The 21,008-nt window shown below is 49.3% G+C and carries 14 protein-coding genes; 5 read left to right on the top strand and 9 right to left on the bottom strand.

What is annotated here, in order from left to right; all coding sequences use genetic code 11:
• Positions 1-118: 118 nt before the first annotated feature.
• From IPN95_31505 to IPN95_31490, 4 genes are all read right to left on the bottom strand, one after another.
• A complete protein-coding gene (locus tag IPN95_31505) occupies positions 119-1,045 on the bottom strand; it encodes an IS3 family transposase (protein ID MBK9453844.1) in 927 nt (308 codons plus the stop codon).
• Positions 1,042-1,431, bottom strand: a complete 390-nt coding sequence (locus IPN95_31500) for a transposase (GenBank protein ID MBK9453843.1) — start codon at positions 1,429-1,431, stop codon at positions 1,042-1,044. The genes IPN95_31505 and IPN95_31500 overlap by 4 nt, the downstream gene beginning before the upstream one ends.
• A gap of 251 nt (positions 1,432-1,682) precedes the next feature.
• Positions 1,683-5,099: a T9SS type A sorting domain-containing protein gene (locus IPN95_31495; GenBank protein MBK9453842.1), complete on the bottom strand. Its 3,417-nt coding sequence runs from the start codon at positions 5,097-5,099 to the stop codon at positions 1,683-1,685.
• A gap of 128 nt (positions 5,100-5,227) precedes the next feature.
• Positions 5,228-5,956, bottom strand: coding sequence for a hypothetical protein (locus IPN95_31490; GenBank protein MBK9453841.1), 729 nt, complete (start codon positions 5,954-5,956; stop codon positions 5,228-5,230).
• Between the two features lie 648 nt (positions 5,957-6,604).
• Here IPN95_31490 and IPN95_31485 point away from each other — a divergent pair.
• The 4 genes from IPN95_31485 (at position 6,605) to IPN95_31470 (ending at position 12,146) form a co-directional block, all read left to right on the top strand.
• Positions 6,605-8,464 carry a toxin-antitoxin system YwqK family antitoxin gene (locus IPN95_31485; protein ID MBK9453840.1) on the top strand — a complete coding sequence of 620 codons (1,860 nt, stop codon included), beginning with the start codon at positions 6,605-6,607 and terminating at the stop codon, positions 8,462-8,464.
• On the top strand, positions 8,457-9,416 hold the full coding sequence (locus IPN95_31480; protein MBK9453839.1) for a hypothetical protein: 960 nt from the start codon (positions 8,457-8,459) through the stop codon (positions 9,414-9,416). The genes IPN95_31485 and IPN95_31480 overlap by 8 nt, the downstream gene beginning before the upstream one ends.
• A gap of 480 nt (positions 9,417-9,896) precedes the next feature.
• Entirely contained in the window at positions 9,897-10,811 is a 915-nt protein-coding gene (locus tag IPN95_31475; protein MBK9453838.1) for an IS1595 family transposase, read from the top strand.
• Positions 10,812-10,871: 60 nt separating this feature from the next.
• Positions 10,872-12,146 carry a sterol desaturase family protein gene (locus tag IPN95_31470; GenBank protein ID MBK9453837.1) on the top strand — a complete coding sequence of 425 codons (1,275 nt, stop codon included), beginning with the start codon at positions 10,872-10,874 and terminating at the stop codon, positions 12,144-12,146.
• Positions 12,147-12,734: 588 nt separating this feature from the next.
• On the opposite strand, the gene IPN95_31465 is transcribed toward IPN95_31470, so the two are convergent.
• The 5 genes from IPN95_31465 to IPN95_31445 all read right to left on the bottom strand — a co-directional run bounded on the left by IPN95_31465 (position 12,735) and on the right by IPN95_31445 (position 20,211).
• Positions 12,735-14,159: a T9SS type A sorting domain-containing protein gene (locus IPN95_31465; GenBank protein ID MBK9453836.1), complete on the bottom strand. Its 1,425-nt coding sequence runs from the start codon at positions 14,157-14,159 to the stop codon at positions 12,735-12,737.
• 9 nt (positions 14,160-14,168) lie between these two features.
• A complete protein-coding gene (locus tag IPN95_31460) occupies positions 14,169-15,938 on the bottom strand; it encodes a tail fiber domain-containing protein (GenBank protein MBK9453835.1) in 1,770 nt (589 codons plus the stop codon).
• Entirely contained in the window at positions 15,850-16,335 is a 486-nt protein-coding gene (locus IPN95_31455) for a hypothetical protein (GenBank protein ID MBK9453834.1), read from the bottom strand. Before IPN95_31455 ends, IPN95_31460 begins: the two co-directional genes overlap by 89 nt.
• Positions 16,292-17,161 carry a hypothetical protein gene (locus IPN95_31450; GenBank protein ID MBK9453833.1) on the bottom strand — a complete coding sequence of 290 codons (870 nt, stop codon included), beginning with the start codon at positions 17,159-17,161 and terminating at the stop codon, positions 16,292-16,294. Before IPN95_31450 ends, IPN95_31455 begins: the two co-directional genes overlap by 44 nt.
• Positions 17,162-17,430: 269 nt before the next feature.
• Positions 17,431-20,211 (bottom strand): tail fiber domain-containing protein, encoded by a 2,781-nt coding sequence (locus IPN95_31445; protein ID MBK9453832.1) that lies wholly within the window; start codon positions 20,209-20,211, stop codon positions 17,431-17,433.
• Between the two features lie 246 nt (positions 20,212-20,457).
• On the opposite strand from IPN95_31445, the gene IPN95_31440 reads away from it, so the two are divergent.
• On the top strand, positions 20,458-20,955 hold the full coding sequence (locus IPN95_31440) for a hypothetical protein (protein MBK9453831.1): 498 nt from the start codon (positions 20,458-20,460) through the stop codon (positions 20,953-20,955).
• The last annotated feature ends 53 nt before the right edge of the window (positions 20,956-21,008 follow it).

Below are 21,008 nucleotides of genomic sequence, written 5' to 3'. Positions count from 1 at the left end.
TTTCTACAATGATCCTGAAAAGAGTTAACACTTCCAAGGAACGTCCTGTTGCAGCTTGACAGGATTGGATCTTCGTCCTGTCCTGGCTTTACAGGGTTGAATTTTTCAACCATAACTATCAAACCTGGCTGGAGGTGTGGAGGGCGCCGAGCGCCTCCGCCGACTTGCGCCGCGGTTTGTAGCTTTTCCACATGCGCTTGAGCGGCTCGGTGGCCATGTGGGCTTCGTGCGGGGTCATGTTGCTGCAACTGGAGTGTGGCCTGTGGTGGTTGTACACCCGCAAGGCCTCGACCATTCGCGCCAATGCTTGATGATATCCCTCAAAGACCTGATCCATGTAGAGCTGCTCCTTGAACGTGCGGTTGATGCGCTCGGCGATCGTGTTCTGGTGTGGGCTTGCGCCCTCAGTCATGCTGATGTCGATCCCTGCGTCCTGCAGGACCTTGACGTAGTTGGTGCTGCAATATTGCACGCCCCTGTCGGAGTGGTGGATCAGCTTCCTTTCGGGGTAGATGCGCTGGGCGACAGCCATTTTCAACGCGGCCACCGCCCCCCTGGCCTCCATCGTGTGGCTCAGGTGGAAGCCCATGACCTTGTGCGAGTAGGCGTCGGTGACGAGGAACAGGTACAGGAAGCGGCTTCTGGTCCGGATGTAGGTGATGTCGCAGACCCAGACCTGCTCGGCCTGCGTAATTTCCAGCCCATCCAAGAGGTACGGCCACTTCCGGTAGTGATGGCTGGAGTTGGTGGTGCTGACATGGCGTCGCAGCGGGCGCACGAGCAGGCCCCGGCCGCGAAGCAGGTCCAGCAGCTTGTCCCGGCCGATCTGGATCCCTCGCTCCGCCAGCTCCGTGCCCATCTTGTTCAGCAGCGTCCTTGCGCCGAACCGGCCGTCTTTGCGGTGCCCTTTCACCAGTTCGAGGATCTCCTCCTCCCGCATGCACCTGTCGTCCGCATCCCAGCGGTGCTCGTACCAAGCCTGCCGTGTCATCCCAAACAGCCCGCAAAGCCGCCCGATTCCGGGTTTTTGAGGCAAGGACATCATCCTCTCGACTGTTTGGAACCAGACTTTTTTCTGATCGGCACCCCCAGCTCCTCCTCGGCAACGTCGATCATCGTTGAAAACGCAAGGCTGCGCAGGCGCTCGTCCTCCAGCTGCCTCTCAAGTTCCTTGATGCGTCGGTCCTTCGCGTCGGACTCTCTCTTTTCCTCCTCGGTCATCGGTGTCAAAATTGCAGTTGAAGGTGCAATTTCGCCATTTTTCCGTAAAACCTTCACCCATTCCTTTACCGTGTCCCGACCCTTTAGGCCGTATTTCTCAGCGACCTGTGCATAGCTCAGGTCACCATTCTCGTAGTCCATCGCAACCTGCCGACGGAACGACGGGCTGTACTTGCTCACAGCCCCCATCTGATGCTTTCTTCCTAGCATGACTTTACTTCAATTGTGTAAAGCTATTTCAGGACAATACCGTGCGAACCGACCTGCAATAGGAATACAACCTGGGGAAACTGTGAGGACTATGTAGTTGCGGCGGTCGTGTTTAATCGGCGTCGGGCCTCGCTAACGTCAATCGGGAGCATTATAGGAACCAAGACGTGCTACATCGGGGTTTGAATGGGTATCCTGCTTGGCGCCATTTTTGATGACGACAAGCAGGATAAAGTGCGAAATCGACCAATTTATTGGATTACAAGCTTTCTATGGATCCGGCAAATATTTGACTTAAAGGTAACCGAGTAGATTCCTGCCGAAAGCGCTGACACATCAAGCTGAATACTATCCTTTTCGATAGGGATTTGCATTACAACTTTCCCCATGGGATCTGCGATCTCGATCGTTCCATTGGTACAGTTCTCGCCAATCAACGACACCACCACCGATTCACGCGTCGGATTTGGCACAATAGCCATGGTTATATTGGCTAAAGGATCCTCCTGTTGCTGGACCGCTGCTGATTTTCCATTTCCCGTAAGGATTTGGTTGACGAGATGATAGGCGATATCCGGGTGGTCGTAATTTATGGGAAAGGGAAGCGGCACATTCAGGGTTCCATTCTGGGATACGGGATAAAATGGATAAACTAGGCTTTGATTTGTGCCAAGTTGCCATCCCCCGGGCGGCAGGTTTTGGGCATCAAATGGAAAATCGAATCCGTTACGTGTCGGGAAAATGTGGACGTCATAGGCATGACTAGGGTTAAGCCCCTCCACCGTGAGAATCGGCGCTTCAATCACTGTCGCATCAAAAAAGTCGTCAGGATATACCCGAAATTTTGTTCCATTTGCACAGCCGCAAATATCACCGGTATCAAAGTAGTCTGCCTTAGGGACACTTAACTCCATTGTGCTAGCACCTCTCGTTTGGTAACTTGGGATATTATCGCAGCGTTTGGTTTGGTAATACGTAGTACTCCCGCCAGCTGGAATCGTACATGTACTGTAATTTGGATTGCAAGAGCCGTCCCAACTAGCCCTCAGGTCATCTGTGCCGTAGAAATCATCCAAATAGTCTTTGGTAACGCCACCGTTGGGGCGCAGCCCCAATGACCAAAAGGTGCGGTTGTGCAGCCATCCTAGGATGTCCCTGTTAAAGTCAGTTCGCATATTGTAGTTCTCGAATATCTGGTTGTTTTGAAAACCATTTTGCAAATCGGGATCGCTCGCCGAGTAGGTTTTAACTTCAAAACTGACGAACTGTCTCAGGTCACGCCCTTCCATGTATCTAGCCAAGGCATCTATCGAGGCACTGCCACCGTTTTCACCCAATTTGGTGATTCCTGGTTTACAGGCTGAGGGCGGACTGATAGAAAGATAGGGGGTCTGTCCTGTATTTTGCTTCAGCAGTGTATTGGTTTGATTATTTGGAAAGGTGGCACCAAGTTCCAAAGAAACGGAATGGTAATTGTACGTGCCATCGATAAAGTTCCAATACCATGACAATCCTGGCCCTGCTCCCCCCATGAAGGTCGTGGACCAAAGTGCGTTGTGAAAATCAATTGGTGTAACTTTCTCCATCCCTTCAGGCATCCCCATTTCCCCAAACAGGAAAATTCTTGGGTTCGCGGTGGTTTTTGTGCGGAATTGGTTTACTTGTTTTGGTCTTACCTCTATATTCTGGTCAAATCGCGAGGTATAAGAATGTACTTGTAGAATATCCAGTTGATCAACATCGACAAGTTCGGAAAATTTGGAGAGGTAATGAGCGGTTTCGGTGCTGATTCGTATCGTTTTGTTAATGTCTCCTGCCTGACTAGCTGACAGTAAGTGTGGATCGTCAAGCTGCCCATTTGCATGACCACGAATGAAGTCAGCCATCTCTCTTAGCCATTCGGTAACGTTCAACTGCGTTTCCATCGCATTGATCTGTATTTCATTGCTTGGTGCTCCCAATTTGTAGCGGTATCCAGGTACCGTTGGCCTTTCATTGCCACCGTAGTAGGAGACCTGGCCTGAACCACTCAGGAAATAATCGGCCCATTGACTTCCAATCGGGGTCGCAACGGAGGCGGGAACACTAATCGTATGATTTGCAAACGTCTGCTGTATTTCATCCATGAGTTCCCATGCTGCGATGGACGTTGAATAGCCCCATCTTGCAACATAATATTGAATCTTATTGCGCATGTATTTGTAAATATTGGCATTGTACCCAGTCCCTCCCACGGGCACGAACATGTCGTATGGTGTGATAGCATAGTCATCGGAGGGCGTGCTATTATCACCTTCGGTGTAATACGGGTTGGAATACCAATGTGCCTGAGGTCCAAATCCTCCGGATCGGTTATTCCCTCTTTCCAAGACCTCATTTCGCCCGTATTCCTTTCCATGATCGTATTTCCCAGTAAGCTGACAGCCACCTCCAAATTCATTGTATGCCCTTTGAAAGTCATGATGGGAAAAGAGTGTCATAATGAAATAAAGTTCATTGGCTTCCGCATTCTCTACTATGGAATCGAGGTCATCGGCAGCCCCCATTCTCGTAAAATAGTTTCCGAGATCTTCCCATTCAATGTTGAAATGCGTGGCGTCACATCCTAATCGGAAGAAGTTTCCTTTGCTTGACTTCAACTTGCTCATGGAAGTGAGAAAATTGTGCATGTATTCAGTTCGGCCAATTTCGGGGCAAAAGTCACCGTAGAGTGACCCTGGCCTTGCAGACCAAATATTGTAGCCAAGGGGAAAGAAAAATTCGTTTGTCTCGGAAAATGAAAACAAATCACCGTTGCCAGTCGATGTACTTCTTTTCAAGTATCCTTTGGAGGGTATCGGTGCATCAGCTACGAAGAACGAGGTCGGAACCGTCATACATACAATCTGACCCTTGACTTTAAATTGGATTCCTACAGTCCATGTTCCAATCATTGTTGGAGCAAATCTGACTTTAAAAAGACTTGAGGTAGCCACGTCGACGTCCCAAACATCTTTCCTTATCGACGGGCTTCCTGTTCCCGCGATATATTCGCTGCATTTTGAGGCAGCACGGTTTTTGTAGAGAAATACATCGTCATGCTTAAATTCATCAACCATGAGTGCTTCATAGAGGGTATTTGGAGTAATACTTACCTGTGAAGTGCCATTACAGGTATAACTGGAAGTCAAGTTGGGATCATACTGTGCGGTCTTTACCTTTGGGCAAAAAAAGGCATACCTTGTCAAGACGGTGCCTGAACTGTGCGTAAAGGTTGCTTTGACTTCAATGTCGGAGGGGTCAAATGGATTGAGCTGTTCTGTGGTATTGGTAGGTGGGATATTAAGTTTCGCAAATGCTCTTCTGGTGGTGTTTTGGTCCAAAAACAAGTAGATTTGCTCTCTGATGTCCAATGGCAAGTCTACCGCAAGTTCAAATTTCTTCAACTTATGCGCCGTCCAAGGAACGATGGTCGTACTCAAGAGATGTGATACGGCATAGCCTGCGCATGAGGCTGTTCTGATTGTAACCGGCTTGCTACCTGGCATGGAGCGATCAGCCAAGAATCCGGGTAGTAAGTCTATCTTTCCCCCCGCGATGGCATCAAATGTAGTGCTTGCCGGAATACTATATGTCCCAAGGGCATTGCCGGGCAGGGTAATACATTGCGGGTGCGCCAATTCGATCAAAGTTCCCGAAGATGGGGTTACAGGTTGCAGGCAACTTTGGGCCAATATGTACCTAGGGAACATGAGACATGCCACACAAATCAGTGCGGGATACCTTTTATTTATTCGAAATTTCATTGTTGTATGCTTTAGTTTTGTTGCGCTTCCAGTTCCTTCATTCTTGTCTCAAGCTGCAGGATGTAGAGGGTCAATTCCTCTATTTTCTCCAGGAGCTTTGCGTCCATTTTTCCCAAATCGAGGCCACTCTCCACCACTTCTTCTGTTGATGGAACCCCAGGAAGGTGCCCCTGTCTTCTGATGTACTTACGCAAATCGGCAAGGCTCATGAGCTTATATTCATCCAAGAATACATAGTCGGACCAGTCGGTTGGGTGAACTGCAACCTTTACCTTTTCCGTAATGATTCCATCCTCTACGGCAAGTTTATAGCCGCTTGGAACGGGATGCGCGCCGATTTTCACTTTGCCATCGGCTTGGATCACCATATGGTCCGCACGGAGGAAATTGTTTGTGATCGTTCCCTGATTGGTCCCAAACACAATGGACTTTGCACTCCCAGTTGCAGTATTGCCTGCGGTAATCCATACCTGACCCGGGGCAGTGGCATGGTCATTAGCATACAGGTTAATATAACTACCATCCATCACCCAGCTCCTCGCATAAAAGTCCAAGGACTGTCCAGCATCAAGACCCTTGATCGCACCTGTGACCCCGATACTACCGATCACATGCAGTTTCTGAGTTGGGCTTGTAAGGCCTACCCCGACATTTCCATTGTTGGGAAATACATTCGTTACTTGGCTATACATCCACGTGCCGGTAAGGCACATAATCAAGCTACACAAAACTTTTTTCATAATGATGTTTTTGAAAGATTTTAACTGATGATAACTGTCGCTTTTCGTGTATCCGCGCCGCGATCCTTTCGCATCGATCTACCTCATTTTAGCGAACTGTGCTGCAAAGTAGAATGGGAACGTCCCATGTAGAAGTCCCAAATACCAAGCGACTGCTTTTAAAGGATACATGGTCCACTTGACTTATCCATTGGGACGACGTTAAGAATGTCGATTGCTGGGTTTTGAAGATCCGAGTTGCCTCATTGTGTCGCTCTCTACGAAAAACTAGCGTCGGGGTAAGGAGGGTTTGGGGATTGGGCAAGGGGGAAAACAGCGTGGGAATTGGGCAAGGGTGTGCACAGTAGACAAGTGATTGGACTTGGGCAAATCTTTTTTGGCAGTTTTCTTTTGTTTTGCCGGTTGTCATTTAGATGGACCGATACAACGAACGTTCGGATTGAAGTTTTGAGGATTTGATGGTGTTCTTCTTCCTCGTAATGGACTGGTATAATTTCGTTTTCCCAACAATCAATCTCCGCTCAGACACGTTGATGTGAACAAATTGTCTATTCTCCATCGAATCTCAGCAAGCTGTTACATCCTTGCGTTTGTAAGAATAAATACGATATTTGTTGCTCTCGAAAATCAACTACCCGTTTAAAGTGTATGAAAACCAAACTGTTGTTGTTTCTGTTTTTTATGCTTGCTGTCATGCAACTGGGGTTCGGGCAGTGCCCACAAGTTCCTGAAGATTGCATTGAGGAAGATCGTCGTGCAAAGCTTACGGACCAAATGGTGATGGAAGAGGCGGCTCAGCGAAGGCAGGCGGAAGGTGGGGAGGATATGCTTGAATTCATTAAAACTGCGGGCACCGCTTTGCTTACGATTTGGGACGCACGCAAGCAAGATGCTGATGCGAATCGCCTCAAGATGAAGTGCATCGAGGGTGATTGTCAGAATTCGCCAAGCATTCAAGCACTTTACCATATGAAAATCCCCTACCTCTACAAGGGCGAATTCAAACAAGGTGCAAAAAACGGGAAAGGCGAAATGTATGTCATTCTGAACAACAAACCAATTCTGTTGGAAATGGGCACCTATTACAACAATCTGCAATCTGGACTTGGCTATAAAAAGGATTGGACGGTTTATACCACGCAAGGGGTGATGGAAAGTCGAAGCGAATTGGGGTTTTCGGGCAAGTACTATTTCGGAGAGTTTCGGGCTGGTTTGCGCGATGGGTATGGTGGCTTTTATGGTTCGGACTCCCTTCCATTGTATGAGGGCGAATGGAAAAACGGGTTTTACAGCGGCCAAGGAAGGGAATATGGGCCGGGCGGAAAGCTGCAATACGGAGGGGCTTTTCAAGCTGGCGCGCGAAACGGTCTCGGGAAGTCGTATTTCCCGAATGGAAACGTTCAATTCGACGGCAATTGGCTCAACGGCAGAGTGAACGGGAATGCCAAGGAGTACTATGCGAATGGGCAACTGAAACTCAGCAGTAATTTTGTTGAGGGCCGTCCCAATGGGGAGGTTCAGCTGTTTGACGAAAAGGGGAAAATCAAATTTGAAGGGAGCCTGTTCCGAGGAACAGAGGGAGGAGAAGGGAAAACTTATTTGGCCGATGGTTCGGTTTTTGAAGGTAACTGGAGAACTATCGGATGGGGCTTCAAACAGTCGATTCTGCAAGGCAAAGTCATCAACGCCGAAGGTCGGGTGACGAACCGTTACCGGGTTTATTCGTTGCATGGAGACATTGCCAAGATGATGCGCGGTATCGTTCTTTTGGAGGTAGGGGTATTGGGCGGCGTTGGTCCACGCTATGCGGGAGCCAAAAGAAATGTGGCACCTTGGGAATTTTTGCCCTACAATTTCGATGGCAGGGTCCATTTGGTTGGCCCAAGGTTCCTCAAATGGAACCGTCTTTTTGCGCATGCTTATCTCAATTCGCGGGTACATTCGATCGGGAGCGCCTCTGATTCCATCTACATCTCGGGTTCGGCATTGGCAGACCAAACAGGCCCCACCAACTATCATCGTCTTATGTTGAATGACGCCCCCACGACGGTACCGCTGGGACTGATCACGAAAGAGGCAGGCGCAGGATTGTCGGCATATTTTCCGTTGGATGATGAAGTTTCTTTTGATGCCGGCGTAGGGGCTGCGTTCTGGCAGCGGTCCAATTTGCGGATTGGCAAGGAGGTCATGACCTATGACACGCTGAACGTAGGTGGATTGGTATTCAACAAAGTGCTCCAATTCAAGAACCTTGACTATTACCTGGAATTGGGATTTCGGGTGGGTTACTTCAGGCTAGGGATGCGCACCTATTTGAGAAGCCCTGTCAGTCCCAATCGAAATCTGCCGTTGTTTGTTGCCGATGGAGCGGGGTATTCGCAGTATTTTGTAGGAAATAGAAAGCTGTCGCTGAAGCCCAGCGTCAGCCTGTCCTTTCAAGTAAATCTCGGGCAGCTCGGGGATCGCTCCCACCTCATCCATCAATACAAACTAAAAGGGTATGAATAACTTTCAGGATATTGGGTATTGCCACTTGTCCGTCAGGGTAAGGAACCTGGCCATTCTCGGCAGCAATTGCATTTTGTCCTATTTGTTGGTGGCAATGGTGCTGTTTGCGCCGTTGTGCGGCCTGTCGCAGTCCGACAAAGGAAAAGTGTTGCGGCCTTATACGGTGGCGACGTTGTGGAAGTACAAAGGGACCACCAATGGCGTGCGCGAAACAGGGCCAAGCCTAAGTAGTGCGCCTTGGATATGGCCGGAAATCAATTTTCCAGTTTCCCGTAACAGTCTCAATCCAAGTTGGGGTACGGTTCGGGGATCGATGGAAGTGCGGTGTCAACTGGCAGTCTTGGGTGTCAAGACCCATCGGCTCAACGCGCTGCTCATGGTTGGCTATTCCATCGGGACTTTGCGCTATGGCCTTAACGATGATTTGGACTCCGTGTATGTTGACCATCGCTACATCAATGGTGGCGTGGACGATACGTACTATGGCCTACGCCCTGATCATGGTGGTGAGATTGCACTCTTGCAGCGGTATCATCAGGTTCATGCCACGGTAAGGGCCTACCTGGGTAGGTACTTCTTTCTCGAGGGTGGATTGAATTTGCCCTTGTCAAGACGCTCTTTGCTGAAATTCCAGAAACAGCAAAGCGACAGCGACTTGCCTGCGACCTATTTTGATCCCTATCTGCTGCAGCGAAATAAGATCTCAGATATTCTAGCGTTTGGGCCAACCGCCCTTGGAAATGAATTGGGTGTCGGGGTTCGGCTCGGCCCGTTTGAATGGCGGCTTTTCAGGAGACAGCAGGCCATGATGTTTGATCGTGGAGCCAATTACGGATTCTATCGCCTGCAAAATGGCAACTTGGAGGGTGTAGAATGCGCAGTTACAAAACCGACTGTTTTTTGGGGACTGGGTTTCGGCCTGGGTCTGGGGGCCAAGGAATATGATCTTTAGGGGTTGGTCTGGGCAAGGGCAAGCATTCAATGTGAGTTTGAGTGTGAATAAAAAGGAGTTGGACAAGGGTGTGTTGTCAGGGTGAGGTTGTCCCGATGGTGGTCGGCATCTTGCGCTTCAACTTTGGGATAGTTTGCAATCAGTGGGTTAGGCTATCCACAGATCAATCCGCCGCGGCGGATTGGTACCTCGAACTGCTTAGATAGGTGACTCCTTGATTTTACTTGAAAAATTCACTGTAAAGTCCCGATAAGCATATAAAATAATTTCTATTGGTGGATTGACCGTATTGCGTTGCGCCGTTTTCAGCGCTTGCTTTGTCTGCTCGGCTTTGGCCAGGTGAACAAAAGGACAATTTTCCTGGATAGGTGCCAAGCTCCACGGAACTTATTTAACTTTATGCCTATCAGGAACTTTACCAGTAGATTTTGACACGAGGTGTCAAGTTCTGTAGGGAGTTTAGAGCAAATTCAAAATGATATGAAACTGCTCGAATTCAACAAAAATTTCCCTTCCGAGGCGTCTTGCATTGCTCGGTTTAAGGAAGTGCGTGACCGTGAGGGTGTTATCTGCAAGAAGTGCTGCGGAGAAAAGCACTCCTGGCTGCAATCAAAGTCGCTGTATGAGTGCAAGAACTGTGGGTTCAGAATGTCATTGCGCAGCGGTACAGTAATGGAAAACAGCAAGTTACCATTCCTGTATTGGTTTCTGGCTATGCACCTGATGACTGCTTCCAAAAGGCACATTTCGGCTCTTGAAATGCAGAAACATATAGGTCATAAGTTCTATGAACCGATCTGGACACTGATGCACAAGCTTCGCAGAGTGATGGCCAACAGAGATGAGAAGTACCTGTTGGAGGGCGAAATTGAGCTTGATGAGGCATTTTTTGAGGTAAATTCACCCATAGATGCTGAGAAGCCGAAAAAGCGTGGTGCCGGAACCGAGGGAAAAGCCAAAGTTGTGGTGATGGCTGAGTCCGAATTGGTCGCCGCCCCGAAAAAGGGCCGAAAAAGGTACAAATGCGGTCATTTCAAGATGATTGTCATCCCGGATCTCAAGTCGGAGACCATTGACAACGAGGCCAAAGGAGGTGTAATGCCCGAATCCCAACTTCGCACGGACAATTCCAAGTCACACAACGGCCTCGCTAAGCTGGTGGAAATACATGAAGCAATCACGCTACCAGGTGCAGAGGGTTCGAAGGTACTCCCATGGGTGCACACTGCCATCAGCAATTCAAAAGCAGCCTTTTTGGCCACCTATCATGGTATTTCGAAGCAATACCTTCAAAATTACCTGAGCGAGTTCTGCTTCAAACTTAACCGAAGGTACTTTGGCTTTCACGTATTTGACCGGCTGTTAATAGCAGCCACCTACCATTGGGCCCTATAAAAATGGCTACTGGTAAAGTTACCGATAGGCATATTTAACTTCCACCAAGAATTCATCGAAATGGAAACGTTTGCGGGTGCCCTGAAGTTTGTATTGCCTATGTTTCTGCTGCTGATTGCAACGGAAATGATCGTAGCAAAGTGGCGCAACAAGGCGGTCATCAAGAGCATGGACACGGTTTCCAGCTTGAGTTCGGGCATCACTAATATGCTCAAGCAGATTTTGGGAGTGACCATCTACATCGTGACTTATGACTTTCTGTTTCGGCATTTTGCGATGTTTGGGATCCAATCCGTGGCCCTGCAGTACATCATTGGCTTCATCAGCATCGATTTTTACGCTTATTGGTCCCACCGATGGGCGCACCGTATCAACTTTCTCTGGAACCGGCACGTTATTCACCACAGCAGCGAAGAATACAACCTTCCGGTCGCCTTACGGCAAACGATTTCGGACTTCGTGAACGTGTACACATTTCTCCTTCTTCCTGCGGCCATCTTCGGGATTCCCTCCGATGTGCTTGTGGTATTGGCCGTGGTGATGCTTTTTGGCGGATTTTGGTACCATACCCAACTCATCGGCAAGTTGGGTTTTCTGGAAAGCATCATTGTAACGCCCTCCCATCACCGCATCCACCATGCCATCAACCCAGAATACATCGACAAAAATTTCGGGGGAATTCTGATCATTTGGGATCGGATCTTTGGGACATTTCAACCCGAATTGCCCGATGTGCAACCTGTGTTTGGCATTACTCGGCCCGTGCAAACTTGGAATCCGATCAAGATCAATTTCCTGCATCTCTTCTTGCTCGTCAAGGACGCTTGGCGTACCTCCAGTGTGTTTGACAAGTTACGGATTTGGTTTATGCCCACGGGATGGCGTCCCGCTGACGTCGCTGTAAAATACCCCGTAGTTTACACCCCAGATGTTCATCAACGGGAGAAATACATGCCTCCTTCCAGCATATATCTCAAAGTATGGGCATGGATACAACTCCTCACGACATTTGCGCTGTTGTTGTTGATGGTCGCACAGATGGCCTTTATTCCCAAATCAGCGGTCTTCGTGTATGCCGGCTTCATCTTTCTATCTGTCTATAGCTATACCTCGCTCATGGATCGGTCGCGTTATTCCTGGCTTTTTGAATTGCTACGAATGACAGCTGCATTCCTCATCATCCATTGGTATGGAGGTTGGTTCACGCTGAATACCCTTGTCCCAACCGGAACCATCTGCGTTGCCATCTATTTCGTGGTTTCGATGCTGGTGAGTTTGGCGTTTGCCTATTTTGAATTCAGGGAAAACCTGCGTTTGGAAACGGCAAGTGCGTAAGGGGCAAGTGATAAGAAAATGCGATCAACGAAGGGGAGATCTTTACAATGGTAGCCCATGCCACCTATTGTAAGCAAAATTTGCCGGCTAAACTTGAGCAGGTTTTTCAAATTATCTGTAACAATTCCGTTGTGGGGAAACACGGAAATGTCTGACTCCGCTGGAGTTGGAAAGTGCATTCCTGTTTTTATCGCCGCGCCTAGGCGCGGCGATAGAGAGGGGGGTGGGGCGTCCGCAAACCCGACGCTTCACCGCTGCGCGGCACACATCCACATCGGGATGGAGGCAGAACGAATGTGATGGACCGATCCACCGTGGACTTCAACGCTTTGCGACACACGGCGTCCACGGCTATAGTTGCTTAGACCCTCCGGGAAATCCAAAGCACCAATCAGCTTGAAACTGACAAAGGTCCGTACAAGCGTACAATTTATCCATGATCCCTACATGCCTCTGTGGGATAAAGGATTTGAACGTAAACTGGTCAGCATCGGGAAAAGAGCAAAAAGCAAGGCCACGATTGAGGTGACCTTGCGAAAAATATGTCAAAAAATTGAATTGATGACCTTACCCTAACTTCCAGACATTCTAATTCAACACCAATCGTTGCACAAAAATACTTTCGGCTGTCTCCAGCCTTAAGAGATATATCCCGCGGGAAAAGTCAAGAATGACTTGATCCAAATTGTCCTGCAATTGGTTTACGTTGCCTTCGAACTGCGCGACTAGTTTACCGTCACTTTGTATGATTTCCAATCGGTGTATTCGGTGAACGTCGGAATTTAGCAACCCGATTTTTACGTAACGATGTGTTGGATTGGGGTACAAAACCAAAACGGGATCATGCCTTGCCCCATCGACAAACCGTATTTCAGAGTAATCAAAACCCCCATTTTGGTCCACTTGGCGCAACCTATAATAGGCTGCATTTGGTTCTGCGGTTGTATGCTTGTAGGCCTGAGGCGTATAGCTATTGACGGCTCCAACAATAAAACCAATTTGATCAAATTGCAATCCATCAAAGCTTTTCTCAATTTCAAAACCAGCATTGTTGATTTCTGTCGCCGTTTCCCATTCGAGCAAAACTTCCTCCAGATCGATTCGAGTAGCTTGGAATTCCAATAGGGTTACAGGCAACGAGGTAGGATTCCCCACCGACCAAGGCGAAAAGCTGAGGATTCCAGTCTGTTGAACGTAGTCCACGGGCAAGTCCACCCATGTGCCTCCTTTGTCTTCCCAAATTGTGCCATTAAAGCGAAGGAGTTTTAATGTACTGTTTACTGATACACCAAGCGCCTCGTCAGCCGCAAACTCTATCCGCATGGTAGTGTTGCTCGGAGTCCCTGTGATTTCGTAATTCTTCATGATTGTCGTACCACCCATGGTCGCATCATAGTGGTATCGATCAATGTTCACAATGCCTGCATCTGTCAAAAAAATTCCCAGCCCTGCTATTTCATTGAGGAGTCCGTTGGTGGTGCGATTGGTCGCGCGAACGTAACCCCCAACATTAGACTCGCTCAGTCCTGGTGTATTGTCCACAACCAGGTGGTTATTCAGGCGATCCTCTACAAGGCTACCGGTTGTACCCAAGTCGATATTAAAATCGTTCAAGTTCAAATTACCATTAAATACCTCAAGGTTCGCAGGCACAATCAAACTTTGGGTCAACCGTGCACCAGCAGAATTGTCCACGCGCACTCTGCCGACGAGGATCGGAGCGTCACCCGATATTGTTTGCAGAACAGTACCTTGAAACCATAGCCAACTCATCCCGCCTGCAATGAATGTTGCCGAATTTGCCTGATTGAAGTCGTTGCGGACGTAGATATCACCGTTATTAGAAATTTGTGTGCCGACGCCTGTGTTGCGCAAGTGGCCCGTATGCAAGTGCACTCCATTGGAAACAATGGTTTTGATCCCACCATAGCTTCCCCATGTGACTTGAGCCAATAGGTCATTACAATGCACGAATGCAGCGACCAATACAAAAATTAGATATTCCTTTCGCATAGCCATGTGTCAATGATTGGAGACTTGAAAGAGTGGCAATGTCTGCTTGATTTGCAGGATTTCGGTTTTGAGTGTTTCAAGTTCCTGAAGTTTTATTTCCACTTCAGAGAATTGTGCCCTGAGTGCTACATTTTCCGCCGTAGCCACTTGATTTTGAACATTAAGAGCGGCAATTTCCAATTGTTGCTCCTGCAGTGCCTTCACCAAAACCGGGACAAAAGCGGTGTATCGGATGCCGTAGATGCCAGAGTTGGTATCGGAGGGCCTGTCCACCGCACCGAAGTCAAATCCTATGGCTTGGCAGAGTGAGTCGATCTCTTGCGCCATGAAGCCGATCTGACGCATGTCGTTGCCCGCGCTTTGTGGCGCATCCTGGATGGCAGGATTGCTGTTTTGGTAAAACTTGTGAAGGGCATTGTAATCAAACTGGTAAGTGACAGGGTTTAGTTTCATAATCAAATCCAATCCCTTGACATCGTCTTCAATATTGAATTTGAAGCGCTTGTCGCTGAAGTTGGTATATGCTACAGAACCACCAATGGAGGTATGCGAGCCGCTACCTAAGCGGATACGGTTGTCGGAATCTGCGACAGCATTGATGCCAAATGCTCCGCCATTTGTGCGTGTAGGCGAAGAGCCTGTGGCCGCTGCGCCAAAAAATGCGTTGTACCCACCCGAGATCACACCATTTCCTGCTGTGGCACCAAAGGCGGCGTTTTGAGTCCCATTGTTATCCACCAATGAATTGATGCCATACGCAGAATTGTGCGTTCCTCCGACATTGCCTGCCATGGAACCTTGTCCCATGGCAGTATTACCGCCACCTGTTGTCGTCCCCAACAAGGCCGATTTGCCTACGGCGGTGTTGCCATCACCGGTGGAATTAGCTATACCGGCCTGATGTCCCCAAAAGGTGTTGTAATTTCCACTGTTCCCGACATAACCCGCACGTTGGTTGTTGACCCTGAATTCCAAAGCTTCGTCATTGATATTGCCGATGAAATGCGTCCCAGCGACGGTGCCAGTGTTGCCTGTCGTGAACCAACCCCCAAAGGCAGGCGGCGTCCATGCCAGGTTGCCGCTGCCATCGTTTCTCAAAAAGGTACCAGGGTTGCCTTGCACCGTAGGGAAATTCGTTGGCAGGTCGTTTATCCGCACGAAGTTGCCTGAGTTGTCTATTTGCATTTGTCCTGTGCTACCAAATGTCACGGTTCCGTTGTCCTGCACGGTCAGTGCATTGATGCCATTGTCTTGCACGAGGAAGTCGCCTGAGTTTTGAAGGTTGATGGTTGTTGCAGCCGTGGCATTATTGGTAAAAGTAAGAGCCAAGGCGGCAGTTTGCGCCACAGTGGTATTAGCAGTAAGTGCCCCACCAAAACGCACGTCGTTGCCTATCAAAGTCAGACCATTGGACGCGGTGGTGGCGTCGGTCGATGTGGCTGGCGCTGCCCAACTCAGGTTTCCTGCGCCGTCGTTGCTTAGGACACTGCCTGCTGCTCCTTGGGCTGTGGGAAAACTGGTCGCAACGTTGTTGATACGGATGAAGTCGCCTGTGTTGTCCATTTGCATTTGGCCTGATGTCCCGATTGTCACGTTGCCATTGTCCAGTACAGTAAGTGCATTGGCCCCATTGTTTTGTACGAGGAAATCACCTGTATTTTGCAGATTGATCGTGGTGGCTGCCGTGGCGTTATTGGCAAAAGTGAGGGCTAATGCACCTGATTGAGACACGGTGGTACTGGCCGAAATGGCACCACCCAACCGTACATCGTTTCCCATCAAAGTCAAACCATTGGAGGCTGTAGTGGGATCCGTAAAGGAGGGAGCCGCCACCCAGTCGAGGTTGCCGGCGCCGTCGTTGTTGAGGAAAGTACCTGCAGCCCTTTGCATTGGGGAAGTTGGTGACGACGTTGTTAAGGCGCGTGATATTGCCCGTGTTGTTGATCGACAATTGGCTGGCTGTGCCGATGATAACCCTCCCGTCGTCAAGAACTTGAAAGGCATTCGTACCATTGTCCATTACCCTGAGGTCGCCAGTGTTTTGTAAATCGATGATCGTACCGGCAGTACCGTTGTTGTTGATGCGCAGCACCTCAGCATTGTCTTGGGTGATGGTGGTTGTGGCCGTCAGGTCACCGCCCAAGGTGACGTTCTGCCCCTGCAAGCGTGAGTCCATTGTTGGCGGTGGTGGCTTCGTCTGCTATTGTGGTCCAAGTCAAATCTCCAGCGCCGTCGTTGGTCAGGACCTGACCAGCTGTGCCTTGTACTGTTGGGAAGCTCGTGACCAGATTGTTGATGCGCGTGATATTCCCGGCATTGTTCACTTGGAACTGATTGGTCGTCCCTACAGTCAATGTTCCATTGTCGAGCAATTGGAGTGCATTGACACCGGCGTCAAGGATCCGGAAATCGCCCGTGTTTTGCAGGTCAATCACGGTACCGACTGTGCTGTTATTGTTGATACGCAGTACTTCGGCATTGTCTTGGTTGATGTTGGTGGTGCCTATGAGGTCACCGCCGAGCGCCACGTTGACCCCGGAGACTGTCAGGCCATTGTTGGCGGTGGTTGATTCGCCCGCAACACTGCCCCAGCTAGTGAGTCCCGCACCATTGGTGGTCAGCACTTGTCCCGAAGTCCCCATCACGGTGGGGTAGGCATTTCCACCCAAGTTTGCCGTGCCAGACGCCGTTATATTGGTGGTGTTGGTGATGCTGTTAGTTCCTAGATTAAGGTTAGTCGTCGCGGTATGGTTTCCGAGGTTATCGGCAGCGGCGCTGATTGCAGTCCATGCCGTGCCATTGTAATAATAAAACCCTGTCGTACCGTTGGTCTGGTAAATGAGCAGTCCTGTTGCAGGCGTGGCAATGGCGTTTCGCTGCACGAGCGTCATCCGCGGTACAAGTACACCACGCGTAGTCGATTTCACATCAAAGATTGCCGAGGCATCGGGCGGTGTATTGTCCGTCGTGACGCTTACGCCTTGTTGCGCTGATGCTGACATGGCCAACACCATGATTAAGAGAAAAGTGATCCAAAGATGTCGCATAAGAAAAAAAGTTGTTGCGTACAATGACCCAAATCTATCTGATCGTTTTCCCTCGTGCTCCACGAGGGAAGGTAACAAATAGGTAACAAGGGAATAACGATTTGGAATAGAAGAATTTACACACCTCTGGGTTAATGTACCCTTGCAAGGTAATTTTTGCATAATTCTATCAAAAGCCCGAAATGGCATAAGTTGTGAATGGCATTAATCGAATATGACCGGACTCACTTGTAGTTACTTGCATTCAGCAGTGGCAAGGTTTGGTGGATGCGGGCCACCTCCGCCTTCAACGATTCCAATTCAAGCTTGTATTGTGCCTTGATTTGTGCATTCTCGGCAATGGCCGCTTGGTTTTGCAGTGTCAGGACATCGATTTGCAACTGTTGCTCCTGCACGGCTTTTACCAAAATCGGAACAAATGCGGTGTAGCGAATGCCATAGATGCCTGAATTACTATCACTGGGCCTATCGACCGCCCCAAACTCAAAGCCCATAGCCTGGCAGAGAGAGTCGATTTCCTGTGCCATGAAACCAATTTGACGCAAGTCGTTAGCTGTTGTGTAGTCCGTCTTGGCAATCATGGAGTCTGGCCGATGATAAAAGCGGTCAAGCGCTTCGTAGTCAAATTGGTATGTGACAGGCTCCAGCTTCATGATGACATCTAGCCCCTTTACATCCTTGCATACGTTGTGCTTGAACCGCTTGTCAGAGAAATTGGTATAGGCTACAGGCCCACCCACCGAGGTGACGCCGGAGCCTCCGACACGCACCCTGTTGCTTGCATCTATGGTGCAATTGTACCCGATCGCGGTACTGTTGAGATAGCCAGGTGTGGCATCATAAGTAGCAGTGCCGAGGTAGGTGCAGCCAATATTGGTGGTCGCATTCAAGCCGCTTTGAACACCCAAGGCGGTATTGTCGATTCCATTGGCGTTGGAGGTCGCATTGAGAAAAAACAAGGATGCACGGCCGATGGCGGTATTGTGTGCGTTGTAAACCGCACCACCATTGGCAAAGTCGAAGGTGAACATTGCGGATTCCCCAACCACGGTATTCCTGCTGGAATTCAGGTTGTTGATCAATGCACTTTGCCCGATGGCAGTATTGCTCGAGGCAAGCAGGTTTGATATTGCAGCCCCGTTGCCTACCGCTGTATTGCCTCCTCCTGTCGAGTTGCCGCCAAGCGCATTTTTCCCGATACCGGTGTTGCCGTCACCACTCGTGATTGAAAAGCCTGCAAGGTGACCAAAGAAGGCATTCGATTTTGAGACTTCACTGATAAAGCCAGCGATTTGGTTGCCTACCCTAAATTCCAAGGGTATGTTGTTGGTGGTTCCGATGAAATGGGTGCCTGCCGTAGTGTTTCCGTTCCCAAGGATGCTCCAATTGAAGCCGCTGCCGTTGGTCCAAGTCAGGTCTCCAGTTCCATTGTTTGTGAGGACTTGGCCTGCAATTCCTTGCGCGGCAGGGAAATTTGTGGGTACGTTGTTGATGCGCACAAAGTCGCCGGTATTGTCGATTTGCATTTGGTTGGTGGTGCCGATGCTCACATTGCCATTGTCTTGCACTGTCAAGGCACTGACACCGTTGTCTTGCACTACGAAATCGCCTGTGCTTTGCATGTTGATCGCCGTGTTAGCTGTAGAAATATTGCTAAACGTGAGTGATTGTGCGGCATTCTGTGTAATGGTTGTGTTTGCGGCAAGCGTCCCACCCAACCGTACATCGTTTCCGATCAAAGTCAAACCATTGGAGGCTGTAGTGGGATCCGTAAAGGAGGGAGCCGCCACCCAGTCGAGGTTGCCGGCGCCGTCGTTGTTGAGGAAAGTACCTGCAGCCCCTTGTGCATTGGGGAAGTTGGTGACGACGTTGTTAAGGCGCGTGATATTGCCCGTGTTGTTGATCGACAATTGGCTGGCTGTGCCGATGATAACCCTCCCGTCGTCAAGAACTTGAAAGGCATTCGTACCATTGTCCATTACCCTGAGGTCGCCAGTGTTTTGTAAATCGATGATCGTACCGGCAGTACCGTTGTTGTTGATGCGCAGCACCTCAGCATTGTCTTGGGTGATGGTGGTTGTGGCCGTCAGGTCACCGCCCAAGGTGACGTTCTGCCCTGCAAGCGTGAGTCCATTGTTGGCGGTGGTGGCTTCGTCTGCTATTGTGGTCCAAGTCAAATCTCCAGCGCCGTCGTTGGTCAGGACCTGACCAGCTGTGCCTTGTACTGTTGGGAAGCTCGTGACCAGATTGTTGATGCGCGTGATATTCCCGGCATTGTTCACTTGGAACTGATTGGTCGTCCCTACAGTCAATGTTCCATTGTCGAGCAATTGGAGTGCATTGACACCAGCGTCAAGGATCCGGAAATCGCCCGTGTTTTGCAGGTCAATCACGGTACCGACTGTGCTGTTGTTGTTGATACGCAGTACTTCGGCATTGTCTTGGTTGATGTTGGTGGTGCCTATGAGGTCACCGCCGAGCGCCACGTTGACCCCCGAGACTGTCAGGCCATTGTTGGCGGTGGTTGATTCGCCCGCAACACTGCCCCAGCTAGTGAGTCCCGCACCATTGGTGGTCAGCACTTGTCCCGAAGTCCCCATCACGGTGGGGTAGGCATTTCCACCCAAGTTTGCCGTGCCAGACGCCGTTATATTGGTGGTGTTGGTGATGCTGTTAGTTCCTAGATTAAGGTTAGTCGTCGCGGTATGGTTTCCGAGGTTATCGGCAGCGGCGCTGATTGCAGTCCATGCCGTGCCATTGTAATAATAAAACCCTGTCGTACCGTTGGTCTGGTAAATGAGCAGTCCTGTTGCAGGCGTGGCAATGGCGTTTCGCTGCACGAGCGTCATCCGCGGTACAAGTACACCACGCGTAGTCGATTTCACATCAAAGATTGCCGAGGCATCGGGCGGTGTATTGTCCGTCGTGACGCTTACGCCTTGTTGCGCTGATGCTGACATGGCCAACACCATGATTAAGAGAAAAGTGATCCAAAGATGTCGCATACAGAATAGTTTTGAATTTGATCCGTCCAAAACTATCAAGTGACACGCCCATCTCCGCACCTGGAGAGGGTAACAAATGGGTAACAGACTACAAATTAAAGGCAGGTATAAAGGCTTTCAGGCGACCTAAGTCGGTTTTCAGAATGTACAATCATCCCAAAGCCTCTCAAATGCCTTCGAACCCATTGCAAACTCCATCGAATGTTTTCAACTTGGTCTTTGTAAAACTTGAAGCATCTGCCCTTTATGGAAACAGTAGTCTATGGCATCATTTCAGAGGTATTTGGTGTGGACGCCCACGAGGTAAACCCTGAAACGGAATTTCATCAAGACCATAGCGCCAATCGTGAAGCTACGCAACGGCTACAGCATCAGTTAAATGATCAGTATGTTATCCAGATGTCTGACGAGGAACTTGTTCAAATTAAGACTGTACATGATGCCATTAGCCAAATCAAAAGGCATGCATCTAAGAGATCTCAGTGTGATAAAAAGAAAGCATTTGTACCCAATATGGAAAATTCAATCTACCGAATCGTTGCCGATGTTTTTGGGGTTGATCCCTTGACAATTTCCGCAGAAACTCATTTCCGGAATGATATCGGTGCGGACAAGATGGATATTCTTAAGCTCATACAACAAATGAATGACGAATTTCAGATTGAAATTCCTGAAGAAGAGATGGAAAACTTCCTAACGGTACAAGATGCCATCCGGTACATCATCATGCACATGCCATCATAGGCCTTATTCTGCGGTGCGTTCCTTTACATTTCCCGCAGTTACATACGAAAATT

It is taken from the genome of Bacteroidota bacterium (assembly GCA_016718825.1).
In the GTDB taxonomy this organism is placed as follows: domain Bacteria; phylum Bacteroidota; class Bacteroidia; order J057; family JADKCL01; genus JADKCL01.
The sequence above is the reverse complement of the archived record's forward strand: the minus strand, read 5'-3'. Positions and strand labels throughout refer to the sequence as shown.